Annotated in this window: 13 protein-coding genes and 1 pseudogene; 9 read left to right on the plus strand and 5 right to left on the minus strand. The window is 74.7% G+C overall.

Annotated features, from left to right (window positions below; genetic code table 11):
• Positions 1–167: 167 nt before the first annotated feature.
• The 3 genes from ACFV0G_RS04305 to ACFV0G_RS04315 all read right to left on the minus strand — a co-directional run bounded on the left by ACFV0G_RS04305 (position 168) and on the right by ACFV0G_RS04315 (position 4,114).
• A complete protein-coding gene (locus tag ACFV0G_RS04305; RefSeq protein WP_380541351.1) occupies positions 168–1,547 on the minus strand; it encodes a S8 family serine peptidase in 1,380 nt (459 codons plus the stop codon).
• Between the two features lie 203 nt (positions 1,548–1,750).
• Positions 1,751–2,938 (minus strand): thiolase family protein, encoded by a 1,188-nt coding sequence (locus ACFV0G_RS04310; RefSeq protein WP_380541353.1) that lies wholly within the window; start codon positions 2,936–2,938, stop codon positions 1,751–1,753.
• A 27-nt stretch (positions 2,939–2,965) separates the two neighbouring features.
• The gene (locus ACFV0G_RS04315; protein ID WP_380541356.1) at positions 2,966–4,114 is read right to left on the minus strand and encodes an acyl-CoA dehydrogenase family protein; all 1,149 of its coding nucleotides are present in this window, start codon (positions 4,112–4,114) and stop codon (positions 2,966–2,968) included.
• A 124-nt stretch (positions 4,115–4,238) separates the two neighbouring features.
• On the opposite strand from ACFV0G_RS04315, the pseudogene ACFV0G_RS04320 reads away from it, so the two are divergent.
• A pseudogene (locus tag ACFV0G_RS04320) lies at positions 4,239–4,757 on the plus strand (TetR/AcrR family transcriptional regulator); the annotation flags it as partial.
• A 19-nt stretch (positions 4,758–4,776) separates the two neighbouring features.
• Here the strand turns inward: ACFV0G_RS04320 and ACFV0G_RS04325 are convergent.
• Positions 4,777–5,334 carry a heme-binding protein gene (locus ACFV0G_RS04325; protein WP_380541359.1) on the minus strand — a complete coding sequence of 186 codons (558 nt, stop codon included), beginning with the start codon at positions 5,332–5,334 and terminating at the stop codon, positions 4,777–4,779.
• 172 nt (positions 5,335–5,506) lie between these two features.
• Here ACFV0G_RS04325 and ACFV0G_RS04330 point away from each other — a divergent pair, with 172 nt between their 5' ends.
• The 3 genes from ACFV0G_RS04330 (at position 5,507) to ACFV0G_RS04340 (ending at position 8,065) form a co-directional block, all read left to right on the plus strand.
• Positions 5,507–6,793, plus strand: a complete 1,287-nt coding sequence (locus ACFV0G_RS04330) for a sensor histidine kinase (RefSeq protein ID WP_380541383.1) — start codon at positions 5,507–5,509, stop codon at positions 6,791–6,793.
• Positions 6,794–6,872: 79 nt separating this feature from the next.
• On the plus strand, positions 6,873–7,502 hold the full coding sequence (locus ACFV0G_RS04335; RefSeq protein ID WP_380541362.1) for a response regulator: 630 nt from the start codon (positions 6,873–6,875) through the stop codon (positions 7,500–7,502).
• A 59-nt stretch (positions 7,503–7,561) separates the two neighbouring features.
• Positions 7,562–8,065: an HAD domain-containing protein gene (locus ACFV0G_RS04340; RefSeq protein ID WP_380541365.1), complete on the plus strand. Its 504-nt coding sequence runs from the start codon at positions 7,562–7,564 to the stop codon at positions 8,063–8,065.
• Positions 8,066–8,084: 19 nt separating this feature from the next.
• Here the strand turns inward: ACFV0G_RS04340 and ACFV0G_RS04345 are convergent, their stop codons facing one another.
• Complete coding sequence (locus ACFV0G_RS04345) at positions 8,085–8,633, minus strand: GNAT family N-acetyltransferase (protein ID WP_380541368.1); 549 nt, start codon at positions 8,631–8,633, stop codon at positions 8,085–8,087.
• A gap of 188 nt (positions 8,634–8,821) precedes the next feature.
• Between ACFV0G_RS04345 and ACFV0G_RS04350 the strand changes: the two genes are divergently transcribed.
• The 5 genes from ACFV0G_RS04350 to ACFV0G_RS04370 all read left to right on the plus strand — a co-directional run bounded on the left by ACFV0G_RS04350 (position 8,822) and on the right by ACFV0G_RS04370 (position 17,709).
• Complete coding sequence (locus tag ACFV0G_RS04350) at positions 8,822–9,229, plus strand: YciI family protein (RefSeq protein WP_380541371.1); 408 nt, start codon at positions 8,822–8,824, stop codon at positions 9,227–9,229.
• Positions 9,230–9,237: 8 nt separating this feature from the next.
• Positions 9,238–10,383: an RNA polymerase sigma factor gene (locus ACFV0G_RS04355; protein ID WP_380541386.1), complete on the plus strand. Its 1,146-nt coding sequence runs from the start codon at positions 9,238–9,240 to the stop codon at positions 10,381–10,383.
• Positions 10,384–10,484: 101 nt separating this feature from the next.
• Positions 10,485–11,492, plus strand: coding sequence for a hypothetical protein (locus ACFV0G_RS04360; RefSeq protein WP_380541374.1), 1,008 nt, complete (start codon positions 10,485–10,487; stop codon positions 11,490–11,492).
• A 387-nt stretch (positions 11,493–11,879) separates the two neighbouring features.
• A complete protein-coding gene (locus ACFV0G_RS04365; protein ID WP_380541377.1) occupies positions 11,880–14,999 on the plus strand; it encodes a TIM-barrel domain-containing protein in 3,120 nt (1,039 codons plus the stop codon).
• Between the two features lie 217 nt (positions 15,000–15,216).
• Entirely contained in the window at positions 15,217–17,709 is a 2,493-nt protein-coding gene (locus ACFV0G_RS04370; protein ID WP_380541380.1) for an RICIN domain-containing protein, read from the plus strand.
• Positions 17,710–17,868: the final 159 nt, after the last annotated feature.

Genomic DNA, 17,868 nt, shown 5'->3' on the forward strand with positions numbered 1-17,868 from the left:
TCCGTCTGTTGCTCTCCCTCCCTTAAATCGCGCCCTGCCCTCTCCCCCCCCCCGGGTGTCGGCTCGTCCCACCAATTCGTCCCCTACTGTAAGGCAATCACGGGGTCAGGCCCCCACGGGGCCGGGATCCTGCAGGGTCAGGACCCGGCGGGGCGGAGCACGGTGGGTCAGCGCCCGGCGATCGCGTGCACGAACCGGGTGCCGTCGATGGTGCCGAGGCCGGAGGAGAGGTCGTAGCCCTTGACGGCGGTGTAGCCGGTCACGTTGTTCCACGAGTTGTCGCCTGCGGTGACGTCGGTGATGCCGCTCCACTTGGCCGGCAGGTTGGCCAGACCGTACATCCGCCAGTTCAGCTGGCCGAGGCGGTGGCCGGCGAGCTGGTCGGCGAGCGCGACGACGCCCGAGAAGATCGGGGTGGCCTCGCTGGTGCCGCCGGTGAGGTGCCAGCCGACCCGGGTCGGGTCGTAGGACTCGTAGGTCCAGGCCGCACCGTCGACCGCCGCGCTCATCGAGATGTCCGGGGTGCCGCGGTGGTTGCCGGTGACCTTGGCGACGCCGGCCTGGTACCACGGGCGGTCGAAGACGCCGGAGACGCCGCCGCCGGCCGCGCCGTAGTCGTCGTGCCAGACCTTGTCGGGCGCGGTGCGGTTGCCGCTGTCGTCCAGGGTCAGCTCGGTGCCGCCGACGGAGGTGACCAGCGGGTCCGAGGACGGCCAGGAGTTGACCTTGTACGGGTACAGGTCGGAGCCGTTCTCCATGGCGTCGGTGGCGCCGTTGTCGCCGGAGGCGGCGAGCACCGTGACGTCGCGCTCGGCGGCGGCCTTGAACGCGTAGCGCAGCTTCTCGATGGACTTGAAGTCGCCCTTGTCGAAGCCGGGGAAGGTGTTCTCGGTGGCGCCGAAGCTCTGCGAGATGACGTCCGCGCGGCCGGACTTGATCATCGCCTTCTCGGCGTCCATCATCTCGGGCAGGCCGGTGACGCCCTCGGTCTCGGCGACGCCGGTCTCCACCAGCACGATGTGGGCGTCGGGCGCGATCGCGTGCGCGTACTCCACGTCGAGGGTGGTCTCACCGGCCCAGCCGGTGTGGTCCGGGTTGGTCGGGTCGAACGGGGGCACGTTGCCCCACTTGACCACGTCGACCTGGGTGTCCTTGATGCCCCACTGCTTGTCGAAGACCTCGAGGTCGTGCTGGATCGTCGGCGAGCCGAAGGAGTCGACGATGACGATCGTGCGGCCCTTGCCGGTGACACCCTGCTGGTAGAGCGGGTTCAGGTTGTACGCGGTGCGGTACTGCAGCGGCGAGTAGCAGTGGATGCCGATCTGCGTGACGCACTCGGTGGTGGATATCGGAGCGACCCGACCGGCGGCGTTGATGTGGCCGCTGGAAGCAGGGCGGACGTGCACGGCCGGCTCGGCGCCCTGGGCGGCCACGGCGGCCGTCCCGGCGGTGGCGGTGCCGCCGGTCAGGGCGGTGGCCCCGACGGCGAGCGCCGCGAGCGCCCTGGTGGTCGAGCGGGAACCCGCGGTGGCGGGATGCTTGCCCATGGAACTCCTTGAGGGAAAGGGGCCGACCGACTGGTCGGCCCCCATATCCCATCGGCAGGAGCCCCGGTGTTCCATAGTCAGCTGGGGGTTGCCCGTATCACCCCAGCGGGCCACCGGATCGGGTAAAGACCATCCCCCGTGAAGGCAAAACCCGGCGGGCGCCACCGTTGACGTACAGCGTCCGGCCGCTGAGGTACGAGGCGTCAGGTGTTGTCGACGAGTACGGCGGTGCCCTGCCCGACGCCGACGCACATGGTGGCCAGGCCCGTCCGGGCGCCGGTGCGGCGCATCCGGTGCAGCAGGGTGGTGAGGATCCGGGCGCCGGAGCCGCCCAGCGGGTGGCCGAGGGCGATGGCGCCGCCGGACGGGTTGACCAGACCGGGGTCGATCCCCAGCTCGTTCACGCAGGCCAGCGCCTGTGCGGCGAACGCCTCGTTGAACTCGGCCTCCTGGACGTCGCCGAGCTGCCGGCCGGTGCGGGCGAGCACCTTGCGGACGGCGGGCACCGGGCCGATGCCCATCACGTCCGGGTGCACGCCGGCCGAGGCCCCGGCCACGTAGCGGCCCAGCGGCTGAACGCCGAGCCGGCCCAGCGCCTCCTCGCTGACCAGGAGCAGGCCGGCCGCGCCGTCGTTCATCGGCGAGGCGTTGCCCGCGGTGACGGTGCCGCCGGTCCGGAAGACCGGCTTGAGGCCGGCCAGCTTGGCCAGGGTGGTGTCCTCGCGGATCGACTCGTCGGCGGTGACGGTGACCCCGTCCGGGCGGACCACCGGCAGCAGTTCGGCGTCGAAGTGGCCGTCCTTGCGGGCTGCCGCGGCCCGCTGGTGGCTGCGCAGCGCGAAGGCGTCCTGCTGCTCGCGGGTGATCCCGTACCGGGCGGCGACCTCCTCGGCCGTCTCGCCCATGGACAGGACGCCGTGCAGCTCCTTCATCCGCGGGTTGGTGAGCCGCCAGCCGAGCCGGGTGTCGAAGGTCTCCATCCGGTGCGGCAGCGCCTCGTCGGGGCGGGGGAGGACGAACGGCGCCCGGCTCATCGACTCGCAGCCGCCGGCGACGACCACGTCCGCCTCACCGGAGCCGATCGCCCGGGCGGCGGTCGTGACGGCCTCCAGGCCGGAGGCGCAGAGCCGGTTGACGGTGGCGCCGGGGATCGAGTCCGGCAGCCCGGCCAGCAGCACCGCCATCCGGGCCAGGTTGCGGTTGTCCTCGCCGGCCTGGTTGGCGGCGCCCCAGTAGACGTCGTCGATCAGGGCCGGGTCGAGCTGCGGGACGTCGGCCAGCAGACCGGTGAGGACGGCGGCCGAGAGGTCGTCGGGCCGGACGGCGGACAGCGCACCGCGCAGCCGCCCGATCGGCGTGCGGCGGGCGGCGGCGAAGTAGACGGGACGCATGGCGGCGGGCTCCTGATCTCGTGGACTCTAGAACGCGTTGATGCCGGTCAGGGATCGCCCGATCAGCAGCTTGTGGATCTGGCTGGTGCCCTCGTAGAGGGTCATCACCCGGGCGTCGCGCAGGTACTTGCCGACCGGGTACTCGTCGATGAAGCCATAGCCGCCGAAGACCTGCAGCGCGTTGTTGGCCGCGCGGACGGCCGCCTCGCTGGCGTACAGCTTGGCGACCGAGGACTCGGTGGCGAACGGGAGGCCGCGCTCGATGTGGTCGGCGACCCGCCAGGTCAGCAGCCGGGCGGCGTCGACGTCGACCGCGATGTCGGAGAGCAGCTCCTGCACCAGCTGGTGGGAGGCGATCGGCGTGCCGAACTGCTCGCGCTCGCCGGCGTACTTCACCGCGGCCTCCAGGCAGGCCCGGGCGATGCCGACGCAGCCGGCGGCCACCGACATCCGGCCCTTGGCGAGTGCGGCCATCGCGACGGTGAAGCCCTTGCCCTCCTCGCCGAGCCGGGCGCTGTCCGGCACCCGCACCCCGTCGAACACCAGCTCCGCGGTGGCCTGGCCGCGCAGCCCGAGCTTGCCGTGCACGGTGCGCCGTTCGAAGCCGGGCAGGCCGGTCTCCACCAGGAAGGCGGTGATCCCGCGGTGGCCCTCCCCGCCGGTGCGGGCGAAGACCAGGGCGACGTCGGCCCAGGTGCCGTTGGTGATGAACATCTTGCTGCCGCTGATCAGCCAGTGGTCGCCGTCCCGCACCGCCCGGGTGGTGAGGTTGGCGGCGTCCGAGCCGGTGCCCGGCTCGGTCAGTGCGAAGCAGCCGAGCGCCTCGCCGGAGGTGAGCCGGGGCAGCCAGGCGCGCTTCTGCGCCTCGGAGCCGTACGCGTTGACCGACTTGGCGACCAGGCCGAGCGAGACCGAGACGATGCCGCGCACCGCGGAGTCGCCGCGGCCGAGTTCCTCCAGCACCAGGCAGTACGCCAGGTGGTCGCCGCCGCTGCCGCCGTACTCCTCGGGAATGGTCAGCCCGAGGAAGCCGACCTTGCCGAGCTTGCCGATGACCGCCCGGTCGACCGACTCGGCGCGGTCCCACTCGGCGGCGAACGGCACGATCTCGCGGTCGGTGAAGGCGGCGGCGAGGTCGCGGACGGCGGCCTGCTCCTCCGAGAGCTCAAGGTTCATCGCGGCGGGCACCTCGTAAACTAGCACTGCAAGTTTTCTTGGACTCTAACCCGCCCGGAGCCGCCGCGGAAGACCCGCCTGCGAGAATGGCGGACACCCCGCCGGACCGAAGGAGGCGACCACCGTGCCCCGCCCGCGCACCCCGCTGCTCAGCCGCGAGCGGATCGTCGCCGCCGCCCTCGCCCTGGTCGACGCCGACGGCCTGGCCGCCCTCTCCACCCGGCGCCTGGCCGCCGAGCTCTCGGTCAGCGGGCCCTCCCTCTACAACCACTTCGCCACCAAGGACGACCTCCTCGACGCCGTCGTGGACAGCGTGATGGGCGAGGTCGACCTGTCGATGTTCGACGCGCCGGACGACTGGCGCACCGCCCTCGCCGCCTGGGCCCGCTCCTACCGGGCCGCGCTCGCCGCCCACCCGAACGTCGTCCCCGTGCTCGCCCAGGGCCCCGGCCGCCGCCCGCACGCGCTGCGCCTCGCCGACGCGGTCTTCGGCTGCCTGGTCGACGCCGGCTGGCCGCGCGGCCAGGCGACCCGGATCGGCGCCCTGATGCGCTACTTCATCACCGGCTCCGCGCTCGGCTCCTTCGCTGCGGGCTTCCCCGAGGACGCCGGGCTCTACGCCGCCGACTACCCCCGGGGGGGCGGGGGCCCCCCGCGCGGCGTCAGCGCGCCAGGGCCGCGGCGCCGGCCTGCGCGAACTGCTCGTCGAGGTCGCCGCTCGGGGCGCCCGCCACACCGATCCCGGCCACCGGCGCGCCCTTGGCCTGCACCGGCGCACCGCCCGCCAGGAACAGCGTGCCCGGGATGTCCTTCAGGTTCGGGGCCTGCGCCAGCCGCTTGGCCAGCTCCGAGGTCGGCGCGTTCCAGGACACCGCGGTGAACGCCTTGCGCTGCGCCGACTCCGGCGACTGCGGGCCCGCACCGTCCCCGCGCAGGGCCACGATCGTGTTGCCGTTGCGGTCGACCACGGCCACCGACACGTGCTGGCCCGCCTGCTCGGCCGCGTCCAGCGCGGCCTGCGCCGCCCGGCTCGCGGCGTCCACCGACAGGTGCGAGGACTCCACCACGTACCGGTTGCCCGCCGCCGCGGCCGTCGCCGCCGCGGGCGTGCCGGAGCCGGTGTCCGCGCTCGCCGCCACCGCGCCGACGGTGACCGCGCCCAGCGCCGCGGCCGCCACGGCACCGGTCAGCACACGGGTACGCAGGGTCGTCTTCCTCATGTCCGCTTCCTCTCGGATCACCGGCCGGAGCCCGTCCGGCTCCTGCCCTGCTTCGATCCTGGGCCCGCCGCGGGCGCCGCACGGTCGGCCGGCCGGCCCCGTCCGCCCGGCATGATGGAGGACAGGAGCATCAGCCGATCGGTTGATGCGCCGGACAACCGTGCAGGTCAGGATCGATCCCGGGGCCCGCCCACGACCGGGCGGCCCGCCCGGAGGAGAGGACACCGTGCACCACCCGGAGGACACCGCGCCGCCCGCGCCCGGCCGCAGCCACGACCCGGGCGCCGCCCGGCTCGCCCTGGTGCTGGACCTCGTCTTCCTGCTGCTGCTCGGCGCCTCGCTGGCCCGCTACCTCGGCCACCACGCGGGCAGCCCCGCCGCCCCGTGGGTGATCGCCGGCTGCGCCGTACTCGCCGTCCTCCAGCCGCTCGGTCCGCGGCTGCTCGACCGCCTGCCGCGCGCCGGCGCGGGCACCGTCCGCCGGCTGCGGATCGCCCTGCTCGGGGCCGTCGCCGCCCTCTGGGCGGCCCTGGTGGTCGCCGCGCCCAGCTTCGCCTGGTGCGCCGTCCCGCTGATCTACACCGCGCTGCGGACCCTCCCCGCCCGGGCCGCGATCCCGCTGGTCGCCGCGCTCACCGCGCTGGTCACCACCGCCCAGGCCCGGCTGCCCGGGCCCGCGGACGCCACCCTGCTCATCCTGCCGCCGGCCGTCGCCGTCCTCGCCACCGCGGTCTTCCTGCACATGCGCCGCCAGACCGACCTGCAGCGCACCCTGGTCGACGACCTCGTCCGCACCCGCCGCGAGCTGGCCGCCACCGAGCGGCGCGAGGGCACCCTCGCCGAACGGGAGCGGCTCGCCCGGGAGATCCACGACACCCTCGCCCAGGGCCTGTCCAGCCAGCAGATGCTGCTCCAGGCCGCCGAGCTCACCTGGGACGGCGACCCGGCCACCGCGCGCCGGCACGTCCGCTCCGCCGTCGCCGTCACCACCCGCAACCTCGCCGACGCCCGGCGCTTCGTCCACGACCTCGCCCCCGCCGAACTCGCCGGCGACCGCGGCCTCGACCAGGCGCTGCGCGCCCTCGCCGAACGCGAGAGCACCGAGCACGGCCTGCCCGTCCGCTTCCACCTGGACGGCACGCCCGGCCCGCTGCCCGCCGCCGCCCAGGCCGCCCTACTGCGCATCGCCCAGGGCGCGCTGGCCAATGTCCGCGAGCACGCCGGGGCCTCCCGCGCGGTCGTCACCCTCACCTACCTGGACGACCAGGTCGTGCTCGACGTCGCCGATGACGGCCGCGGCTTCCGCGACACCGGCGAACCGGCCGCCGGACGCGGCCACGGGCTGCCCGCGATGCGGGCCCGGCTGCGCCAACTGGGCGGCACCCTCACGCTGGAGAGCACCCCCGGCGAGGGCACCGTGCTCGCCGCGGCCGTCCCGCTCGACGGGGACCGGCCGTGAGCCGCCGCCGACCGGCCCCGGACCCCCGGCCGCGGCCCGTGCCGCGCCCGGCCGCCACCCGACCGAGGAGGAGCCCGCGATGAGCACCCCGATCGGGCTGCTGGTCTGCGACGACCACGCCGTGGTCCGCGCCGGCCTGCTGGCCCTGCTCGCCAGCACCGACGACATCACCGTCGTCGCGGAGGCCGGCAGCGGCGAGGAGGCGGTCGCGCTGGCCGCCCGGCTGCGCCCGCAGGTGGTGCTGATGGACCTCCAGCTGGGCGGCGGCATCGACGGCGTCGAGGCGATCCGCCGGATCACGGCCGCGCCCGGCGCACCGTACGTCCTGGTGCTCACCACCTACGACACGGACGCCGACATCACCCGGGCGATCGACGCCGGGGCGACCGGCTACCTGCTCAAGGCGGAGCGGCCGGACGAGCTGTTCGCCGCGATCCGGTCGGCCGCCCTGGGGCGGACCGCCCTCTCGGCGCCGGTCGCCTCCCGGGTGATGGCCCATCTGCGGTCCCCGGCACCGCGGCTGACGGCGCGCGAGCTCGACATCCTGGCCCGCCTCGCCGAGGGGCTGGGCAACCGCGAGATCGCCCGGGTGCTGTTCATCAGCGAGGCGACCGTCAAGACCCACCTCGGCCGGATCTACGACAAGCTCGGCGTGGACACCCGGGCCGGGGCGGTCGCCGCCGCCACCGAACGCCGCCTGCTGCACTGACCTCCCCCGTCCCGGCGGCCCCGGCCGGGCACCGGCGGGCGGCGCAGTAGGGTGCGGGGATGACCGGAACCGCGGGACGGCCGCTGCTCTTCCTCGACGTCGACGGTCCGCTGATCCCCTTCGGCGGCGACGCGGCGGCCCGGCCGGTGTTCCGCACGGTGCCGGGCGCGAACCCGCTGCTCGCGAGGGTCGACCCGGCGCACGGGCCGCGGCTGGCGGCGCTCCCGTGCGACCTGGTCTGGGCGACCACCTGGATGGCGGAGGCGAACGAGTGCCTCGCCCCGTTGCTCGGCCTGCCGGAGCTCCCGGTGGTGGAGTGGCCCGAGCCCTCCGCGGCCGACGAGCAGGACGCCCGTGCCGGGCTGCACTGGAAGACCCGTACCCTGCTGGAGCGCTCCGGCGGCCGGGCGTTCGCCTGGGTGGACGACGAGATCACCGACCGGGACCGGGCCTGGATGACCGACCGGGCCGGCGGACGGGCTCTGCTGCACCGGGTCGACGCGACCCGCGGCCTCACCGCGGAGGACTTCACGGTCCTGGACCGCCGGCTGCGCAGCCTCTGAGGCGCTGACGCCCGGCGGGTCAGCCCGCGGGCACCGCGGCCGGCACGTCCCGGCCGTACCAGACCTCGGCGTAGGGGCCGCTGCTGTACGCCGGGATCTCACGGTACCCGTGCCGCAGGTAGAGGGCGCGGGCCTCGACCAGGTCGAGGCGGGTGTCCAGGACGATCCGCTCGGCGCCGAGCGAGCGCGCGGCATCGTCGATCGCACCCAGCAGCGCGCCGCCGCCGCCGGTGCCGCGTGCGGCGGGCCGGACGAAGACCCGGGTCAGCTCGGCCGTCCGGCGGTCCAGCACCCGCAGGCCCGCGCACGCCACCGGCCGCCCCGCGACGCGGCCGACCAGGAACGTGCCGGTGGGCGCGGCCAGGTCGTCGCTCGGCGATCCGGCCAGGCCCGCCGCGAGCTCCTCGGGCGTGCACTCCCGGCCGTGGTGGAGCCGGTAGTACCGGTTGGCGACGTCCGTGTAGTAGTCGCTCAGCAGCGCCAGCGCGTCCGGGGATCCCACGTCCTCCGGGGCGACGGCCCAGCGGGCGGTGCGGGGACGGGCGGTGCGGGCGGCGGCATCGGTCATGGGCGCATTCTCGGTGCAGTCCGCCGGGCCCCGCGAACCGTTTTCCGGCCCCGTGCGGACCGCCGCGGGAGGGCCCGTCCGAGCCGGCCGGAAAAAAGTTCTGCGGCGATGTCGAGAACCGGCGAGCGTCTCCGTCCCCGCAGTGAACGCGACCACAATGGGTCGCACCGGGACCGAGGAGAACCATCATGGCCAAGTACCTGCTGCTCAAGCACTACCGGGGCGCCCCGGCGGCGGTCAACGACGTCCCGATGGACCGGTGGACGCCGGAGGAGATCTCGGCACACGTGCAGTACATGAACGACTTCGCCGCCCGGCTGGAGAAGACCGGCGAGTTCGTCGACGGCCAGGCGCTCGCCCCCGGGGGGACGTTCGTCCGGTACGACGGCGAGGGGCGCCCGCCGGTCACCGACGGCCCGTTCGCCGAGACCAAGGACCTCATCGCCGGCTGGATGGTGATCGACGTCGACAGCTACGAGCGCGCCCTCGAACTGGCCGGGGAGCTGTCGGCCGCCCCCGGGGCGGGCGGCCGGCCGATCCACGAGTGGCTCGAGCTGCGCCCCTTCCTGACCGAGCCGCCCACCGTCACGGAGTGACCCCCGGGATGGACGAGGTCCTGCTCCGCAGTCTCACCCCGAGCGTGCTCGGCATCCTCGTCCGCCGCGGAGCGGACTTCGCGGCGGCCGAGGACGCCGTGCAGGACGCGCTGGTCGAGGCCGTCCGGGTCTGGCCCGCCGAGCAGCCGCGGGACCCGAAGGGCTGGCTGGTCACCGTGGCCTGGCGCAGGTTCCTCGACGCGGCCCGGTCGGACGCCGCCCGCCGCAGGCGGGAGGACCGGGCCGACGAGGAGCCCGCGCCCGGGCCCGCGCCGGCGGTGGACGACACGCTCCGGCTGTACTTCCTGTGCGCCCACCCGTCGCTGACGCCGTCCTCCGCGGTCGCGCTCACGCTGCGCGCGGTCGGCGGGCTGACCACCCGCCAGATCGCCGAGGCCTACCTGGTGCCCGAGGCGACCATGGCGCAGCGCATCAGCCGGGCCAAGCGCACCGTGTCCGGTGTGCGGTTCGACCGGCCCGGTGACGTGGCGACCGTGCTGCGCGTCCTCTACCTGGTCTTCAACGAGGGCTACTCCGGCGATGTCGACCTCGCCGCCGAGGCGATCCGCCTCACCCGGCAGCTCGCGGCGGCGATCGACCACCCCGAGGTGGCGGGGCTGCTCGCGCTCATGCTGCTCCACCATGCCCGGCGCGCCGGCCGGACGGCTCCGGACGGCAGCCTGGTGCCGCTCGCCGAGCAGGACCGCGACCGGTGGGACACCGCGGCGATCGCCGAGGGCATCGGGATCCTGCAGGCGGCCCTCGCCCGCGACCGGCTGGGCGAGTTCCAGGCGCAGGCCGCCATCGCGGCCCTGCACGCCGACGCGCCGACCGCGGAGGAGACCGACTGGGTGCAGATCGTCGAGTGGTACGACGAGCTCGTGCGGCTGACCGACAGCCCGGTCGTCCGGCTCAACCGGGCGGTGGCCGTCGGCGAGGCCGACGGACCGCGCGCCGGGCTGGCGGCGCTCGCAGCGCTGGACGACGCCCTGCCCCGCCACACGGCGGTGGCGGCGTACCTGCACGAGCGCGACGGCGACCCGGCGACGGCTGCCCGGCTGTACGCCGAGGCGGCCCGCAAGGCCCCCAGCCTCGCCGAACGCGACCACCTGACCCGCCGGGCCGCCCGGCTCAACGCCCGCTCCGACCGCTGACGCCCGCCGCCCCCCGCTCCCGTGTCGGAACCGTCCGGCCCCGGGTCGCCGGGCTACGCTCCGAGCAGCAGCCGGCCGGACGCGCGACGACGGCCGAGACGATGGAGGGCAGCACGGCACGGTTCAACCGCCAGCGACTCATCAGGACCCTGACGTTCTGGCTCCGCCCGGCGTTCGCGCTGCGCGTGGTCAACCGCTTCCAGCGCATCTCGGGGTTCGACCGGTCGGTGGCGCTGGCGTCCGGCGCACTGACCGCGACGACCACGCTGGCGATCATCTTCGGGCCCGTGCTGGACACCGTCGGCGGCTACGACATCGGCCAGCGGATCGTCGCCCGGTACGACCTCAGCGGGGGAGGGGCCGCCGCCGTCGAGCAGGTGTTCGCCGCGCCGGGCGGCGAGGACGCCGGCGGCGACATCTTCAGCGTCGTCTTCCTGCTCATCTCCATGCTGAGCTTCACCCGCGCGGTGCAGCGGCTGTTCGAGCAGGTCTGGGACCTCAAACCGCTCAGCGTGCGCAACACCCCGAACGGGCTGCGCTGGTCGCTCGCCCTCACGCTCTACCTGGGCGTCACCGGCCTGCTGCACGCCGTGCTCGGCCGCGGGCGCCTGGAAGTGGTCGCCGTGCTGGTGACCACGCCGGTGACCTACCTCTTCTTCGTCTGGAGCGGCCGGGTCCTGTCGGCGCAGCGGATCGCCTGGGCCGCCCTGGCGCCGTTCGCCGCCGTGGCCACCGCACTGACGGCGATCTACACGATGGGCTCGACCTTCTACCTGCCGCGGCTCTTCAACTCGTACGCCACCCGCTACGGGTCGATCGGGGCGATCTTCGCGATGCTCACCGCGTTCTTCTGCGCGATGGTCGTGATCGTCGCCTCGGCGGCGGTCGGCCGCGAGGTGGGCGACGAACTGCTCCGGATCAGCCGTGGCGAGCGGCCGGCCGACGACGTGGTCCGGCGCCAGTGGGACGTCCTGGTCGACGATGTGCGATCGCGCTGGCGCACCACCCGGGAGCGGATGCCCCGCCGAACGGCCAAGCCGGGCGGCCCCGACGATCCGGGCCGGTCGGACCGCCCCGACGACCCGGACGCACCGCACTCCGCGCCCTGAACATCCCTCCCGCCGCGCGCCGTGCCCTCCCGTTCGCGCAAGGCGCCGAGGCACGGGCGGGCGGCCCGCCGGGCCGGCCGGCGCCCGCCGCCGAACGGCCGGCCGAGCGGCTCGCCGCCGCCCGCCGCTGCCCGCCGACTCGTCCCGCAGCGCGGCCCGCGCCACCAGAATGTGCAAACGCCGTGCGCAAAACTGCTTCAAACTGCTTCGAATCAAACACTTGACGTCAAGTCAGCGCTGCTGCTCCCATGGCAGGGCACAAGCTCCCCGCCCCCCAGCCCCCCATCTCCGCATCGGGACAGCGACCCTCCGAGGAGGTCCAGCGTGCGCGCCGCCGCTCCCCCCATCCGCCCGACACGACGACAGGCCAGGCGCAGGAGAGGGGCGTTGGGCCTGTGCACGGCCCTCGTCGCCGCCCTGCTCGCGATGTTCGGCCCGGCCGGCACCGCCGCCGCGGCGACCACGGCCGGCAACGCCACCGCGGTCACCCGCTCCGGCGACACCTTCACCGTCGCCACCTCCAGCGGCGCCGCCGCCCGCGTGCAGATCGCCCGCGCCGACATCTTCCGGATCTGGCTCTCCCCGAGCGGCGCCTTCACCGACGATCCGGCCGGCAGCGACCTCGCCGCCACGACCTCCTTCGGCACGGTCGGCGCCACCCTCACCGACACCGGCGCGTACTGGCGGATCGGCACCCCCGCGATCAGCCTGCGGATCACCAAGTCGCCACTCACCTTCGCGCTCTACCGCGCCGACGACACCACCCTGGTCTGGGCCGAGTCGCAGCCCACCAGCTGGACGGGGTCGCAGACCACCCAGTACCTGGCCCGCGGCGCGGACGAGCAGTTCTACGGCACCGGACTGCGGCTCGGCGAGTGGGCGCTGCGCGACAGGACCGTCCCCGTCGCGGTCACCAACAACTGGACGGAGAACAGCAACGCCAGCCCGGCGCCGTTCTACATGTCCACCAACGGCTACGGCGTGATGCGCAACACCTGGGCCCCGGGCTCGTACAGCTTCGGTGCGCCGACCTCGCTCAGCCACAACGAGAACCGGTTCGACGCCTGGTACTTCGCGGGCTCCTCGCTCAAGGACGTCCTCAACGCCTACACCGACGTCAGCGGCAAGCCCTTCCTCGCCCCGATCTGGGGCCTCGAACTCGGCAACGCCGACTGCTTCAACGCCGCCAACCCGGCGTACACCGGCGACCACACCCGGGTGCGCCACCAGACCACCCCGGACGTGGTCGGCTACGCCACCGACGCCCGCGCCGCCGACATGCCGTCGGGCTGGATCCTGCCCAACGACGGCTACGGCTGCGGCTACACCGACCTGCCGTCCACCACCGCCGCGCTCAAGGCCAGGGGCTTCAACACCGGCCTCTGGACCTCGACCGGCCTGTCGAACATCAACTGGGAGGTGGGGACGGCCGGTTCACGGGCGGTGAAGACCGATGTCGCCTGGATCGGCGGCGGCTACAAGACCGCCTTCACCGGGGTGAACCAGGCCGTCGCCGGGATCGAGTCCAACTCCGACGCCCGCCGTTTCGTCTGGACGGTCGACGGCTGGGCCGGCACCCAGCGCAACGCGGTGGTCTGGACGGGCGACACCAGCGGCACCTGGGACGCCATGCGCTGGCACGTGCCCGCGATCGCCGGCGCGGGTCTGTCCGGCCTCAACTACGCCTCCGGGGACGTCGACGGCATCTACGGCGGCAGCCCGCAGACCTATGTGCGCGACCTCGAGTGGAAGGCCTTCACGCCGGCGTTCATGACGATGTCCGGCTGGGGTGCCACCAACCCGTCCGCGGGCTACCAGGACAAGCAGCCCTGGCGGTTCGCCGAGCCGTACCTGTCGATCAACCGGAAGTACCTCCAGTTGAAGATGCGGCTGATGCCGTACCTCTACACGATGAGCCGGGTCGCCACCGACACCGGTGTGCCGTCCACCCGCGCCCTGGTGCTGGAGTACCCGAACGACCCGGTGGCGCGCGGCAACCAGACCAGCGGGGAGTTCATGGCGGGCGACTCCTTCCTGGTCGCCCCGGTGGTCAGCGACACCTCCACCCGCGACGGCATCTACCTGCCCGCCGGCAGCTGGACGGACTACTGGACCGGCACGGTCTACCAGGGGCCGGGGTGGCTCAACGGGTACTCCGCGCCGCTCGACACCCTGCCGCTGTTCGTCAAGTCCGGTGCGGTGGTGCCGATGTGGCCGCAGATGAACTACACCGGCGAGAAGCCCGTCGACACCCTCACCTACGACCTCTACCCGCGCGGCACCTCCTCCTTCAGCCTCTACGAGGACGACGGCACCACCCGCGCCTACCAGTCCGGCGCCTACGCCCGGCAGCAGGTCGACGTCACCGCGCCGGCCGCCGGGACCGGCGACGTCAGCATCGCGGTGGGCGCCGCCACCGGCAGCTACACCGGCAAACCCGCCGCCCGCGGCTACGAGTTCACCGTCCACGCGGCCGCCGCACCCACCTCCGTCTCGGTCGGCGGCACCGCCCTCCCGGCCCTCACCTCGCGCAGCGCGTACGACGCGGCCACCACCGGCTGGTACTTCGACCCGGCGGACCGCTCGGGCGTCCTGCGGATCAAGGCGGGCAGCCGCCCGGGCGCGTTCACCGTCACCGCGGCCGGCCTCACCCTGCCGACCGGTACCGCCGTCCCAGGCGGCTCCCCGGCGATCCCGCAGACCGCCTGGAAGGTGGCCTCCGCCGACAGCCAGGAGACCGCGGCCGAGAACGGCGCCGCCGCCAACGCGATCGACGGGAACCCGGCGACCATCTGGCACACCGCCTGGTCGACCACCCCGGCGGCCGCCCTCCCGCACGACCTCCAGATCGACCTCGGGGCCCGCTACGCCGTCGACGGCATCGGCTACCTGCCGCGCCAGGACGGCGGGGTCAACGGCCGGATCGGCCAGTACGAGGTCTACGTCTCCGACACCACCTCCTCCTGGGGGACTCCGGTGGCGATCGGCACCTTCGCCGACACGGCCGCCGCGAAACAGGTGTCCTTCGGCGCCACGACCGGCCGCTACCTGCGGCTGCGGGCACTCACCGAGGCCGGCAACCGCGGCCCGTGGACGAGCGCCGCCGAGATCACGGCCACCGGCCGGGCCGTGCCCCCGCCGGCCAACGCCACCCTGGTCAACGCCGCCTCGTCCCGCTGCGTCGACCTGCCCGGCAGCGCCACCTCGCCGGGCACCCAGCCGACGCTGTACTCCTGCCACGGCGGCCCCAACCAGCGCTGGACCTTCCAGGCGAACAGCACCCTCACCGGCCTGAACGGCGTCTGCCTGGACGCCTCCACGTCACCGGTCGCCGTCCGGGCCTGCAACGGCTCCGCCGCCCAGCAGTGGCAGCTCGGCCCGCAGCTCGGCATCGTCAACGCCGGCCGCTGCCTGGCCCCGTCGGGCTCCGGCACGGCCAACGGCACCCCGCTGGTCCTCGCCACCTGCACCGGAGCCGCCGAACAGCGCTGGCAGCCCGCAAGTTGACCCATCCGCGGGGGGGCGCCCCCCCCCCCGGGCCCGCCGCCCCCCCGCCGAGCGCGCCCCCCCCCCGGCCGCGGGCCCCGCGGGCCCGCCCCCCCCCCCCCCGCCCCGACCCCCCGCGTGTCCACCCGATAAAGTCGCCCCAGGCGGGGCGCCCCCCCCCCCCGGGCGCCCCCCCGCCCCTCCTACGTCACCCACCCCCACCTGCGAAGGATCCCGCGTGCCAACCCCCCACCTCCGGGCGGCCGGTGTGCTCGCCGCCGCCGCCCTGGCGCTCTCCGGCAGCGCTCTGCCCGCGCCCCCCGCCACCGCCGCGGCGCCCCCGGCCGCGACATACACCGTCACCGTCGGCGCGACCGGAAGCTACGCCCACCCCACGGACACCCCGGCCGGCACCTTCACCGACAAGGACGGCACGTTCTACTTCCAGCAGTCCGCCGCGCTCTACGGCTCGACCGAGCCGCGGTACTGGGACTTCTACACCGGCACCGACTTCGACACCGCCACCCGCTCGGCGGCGATCAGCAACGCCGTCAACCCGGCCAACAGCGCCGACCGCAACAACGACACCACCTGGCGGTGCAACAACAGCCCCACCGGCCTGGCCGCGACCGCCGCGGCGGGCGGATCCGGCTACTCCCAGCGCAACTTCTGCGACCTGGTCGGGGTCTGGGTCGATCCGGACACCGGCGACTGGTACGGCCTGGTCCACAACGAGTTCACCCCGCAGCCCTTCGGCGACGGCCTGCACTACGACGCGATCGACTACGCGGTCTCCACCGACCAGGGCCGCACCTGGTCGATCAAGGGCCACGCCATCACCTCGCCGTACAGCACCACCCGCAACGACACCGCGGCCTTCCCGAACCAGACCTACGACTACGGCGACGGCGACCAGCGGCTGTTCGTCGACACCGCCTCGGGCTACTTCTACGTCTACTACGGCTCCCGGATCGTCCCCAAGTCCGGGGTCGGCGGCAGCACCGGCGGCCTGGCGCACGTCGCCCGCGCGCCCATCTCGGGCAAGATGGCGGCCGGCTCGTGGTCCAAGTGGTACGACGGGGCGTGGACGCAGCCCGGCGTGGGCGGCCTGGAGAGCAACATGGTGCCCGCGACCGATGCCGCCCCCAGCGGCTACACGCCGGTCGCCGACGACTACGACCCGGCGAACACCGGCAGCGTCAACCAGCAGGTAGCGGCCGGCCAACTGCCCGCGAAGTCAGACCTGTTCATCATGAACATCGCCTACGACGCCTACCTGGGGAAGTACATCGGCGAGCCCGAGGTGGTCTCCGGCACCGCACCCCAGAGGTTCTACGTCACCGACGACCTCGCCACCCAGCGGTGGCGCCCGGCGGGCGACTCCGGCAGCTACACCTCGGGCTCCTGGTACCGGTGGTTCCTCGACGGGGCGAGCCGGACGGGCTCCGCCGTCGTCGGCCGCACCTTCCGCTCGTACTGCTCGATCGCCTGCGCCTCCTCCGACGGGGAGTTCGCCGACATCACGGTCGACTCGTCGGCGCCCGGCGCGGCGCCGTTCGACCCGGCCAGGACCTATCGGATCAGCAGCGGCGGCGGCCGGGTGCTGGCCCGGGCCGCGGCCGGGAGCGCGGCGACCACCTCGCTCGCGGCCGCCACCGGCTCGGCGCTCGAGTCATGGGTCTTCGCCGGCAACGGTGACGGCTCCTACCGCATCGTCAGCGCCGCCGACGGGCAGCTGCTCGGCGTCGACTCCACCCGGACGGCGGGCCGGGCGTGGGCGGCCGCGCCGACCGTGGGCGCTCCCGGCGCGGGCGGCCCGACCGTCGGCCAGCAGTGGTTCGTCGTCCCGGCGGTGTCCGCATCCGGTGCACCGACCGGCGCCCACCGCCTGGTCAACCGGTACAGCGGCCTGGTGATCGGGATGTCCGGCGAGGCCGGCCGGACGGCCGAGACCACCCCGCTGCGGTCCTGGACGAACACCACCGGCAGCACCGTCGGCGGCACCCGCTCCGCCGCCGAGCAGACCCTCACCGTGACCGCCACCGGCACGGTCGGCGGCACCGTGACGGTGGCACCGATCGCCGACCAGGCCTGGACCCGGGGCACGGCGGTGGACCTCCGCGCCACCGCCACCTCCTCGACCGGAGCGGCGGTCTCCTACCAGGCCGCCGGCCTGCCCGCGGGCCTGGCCATCGACCCCGCGACCGGTCGGATCACCGGCACACCCACCACCACGGGCGGCGGCAGCGCCACCGTCACGGCCGCCGCCGGGGCCGCCACGGGCACGGCCTCGTTCGCCTGGACGGTCGCGGCCGGCACCGGCCTGGACGGCACGCACACCCTCACCACCGGCGGCCGCGCCCTGGACGTGCCCGACCACAGCACGAGCGGCGGCACCCGGCTCATCACCTGGACGGCCAACGGCGGCGCCAACCAGGCCTGGCAGTTCACCCGCCAGTCCGACGGCTCGTACCAGCTGGTCGGCAGGGAGTCCGGGCTCTGCGCCGACGTCAGCGGCGGCTCCACCGCCGCGGGCGCCCAGGTGATCCAGTGGCCCTGCACGGGCGGCAGCAACCAGCACTGGATCCTCACCCGGCTGGCCGGCGGCACCTACACGGTGGCCTCCGTCCGCAGCGGTCTGCTGCTCACCACCGCGTCCTCCGCGGACGGCGCACCGGTGACGCAGCAGGCGGACACCGGCTCGGCGCTCCAGCGGTGGACGCTCGGCTGATCCGCCGCCGTGACGTCCGCGGGGGGGCGCGGTCAGCCCCGACCCCGGCGGTGGGCGGCCGCGCCGGGGCCCGGGGGCGGCGCGACGCCCCGCCGGGGCCGCGCCCTGGCGGGGCACGCCGGCGGGGCCGAGGCCGGCCCGGACGAAGCCGAGCACCTG

The sequence above is a fragment of the Kitasatospora sp. NPDC059571 genome (assembly GCF_042735675.1).
Taxonomy (GTDB): Bacteria; Actinomycetota; Actinomycetes; order Streptomycetales; family Streptomycetaceae; genus Kitasatospora.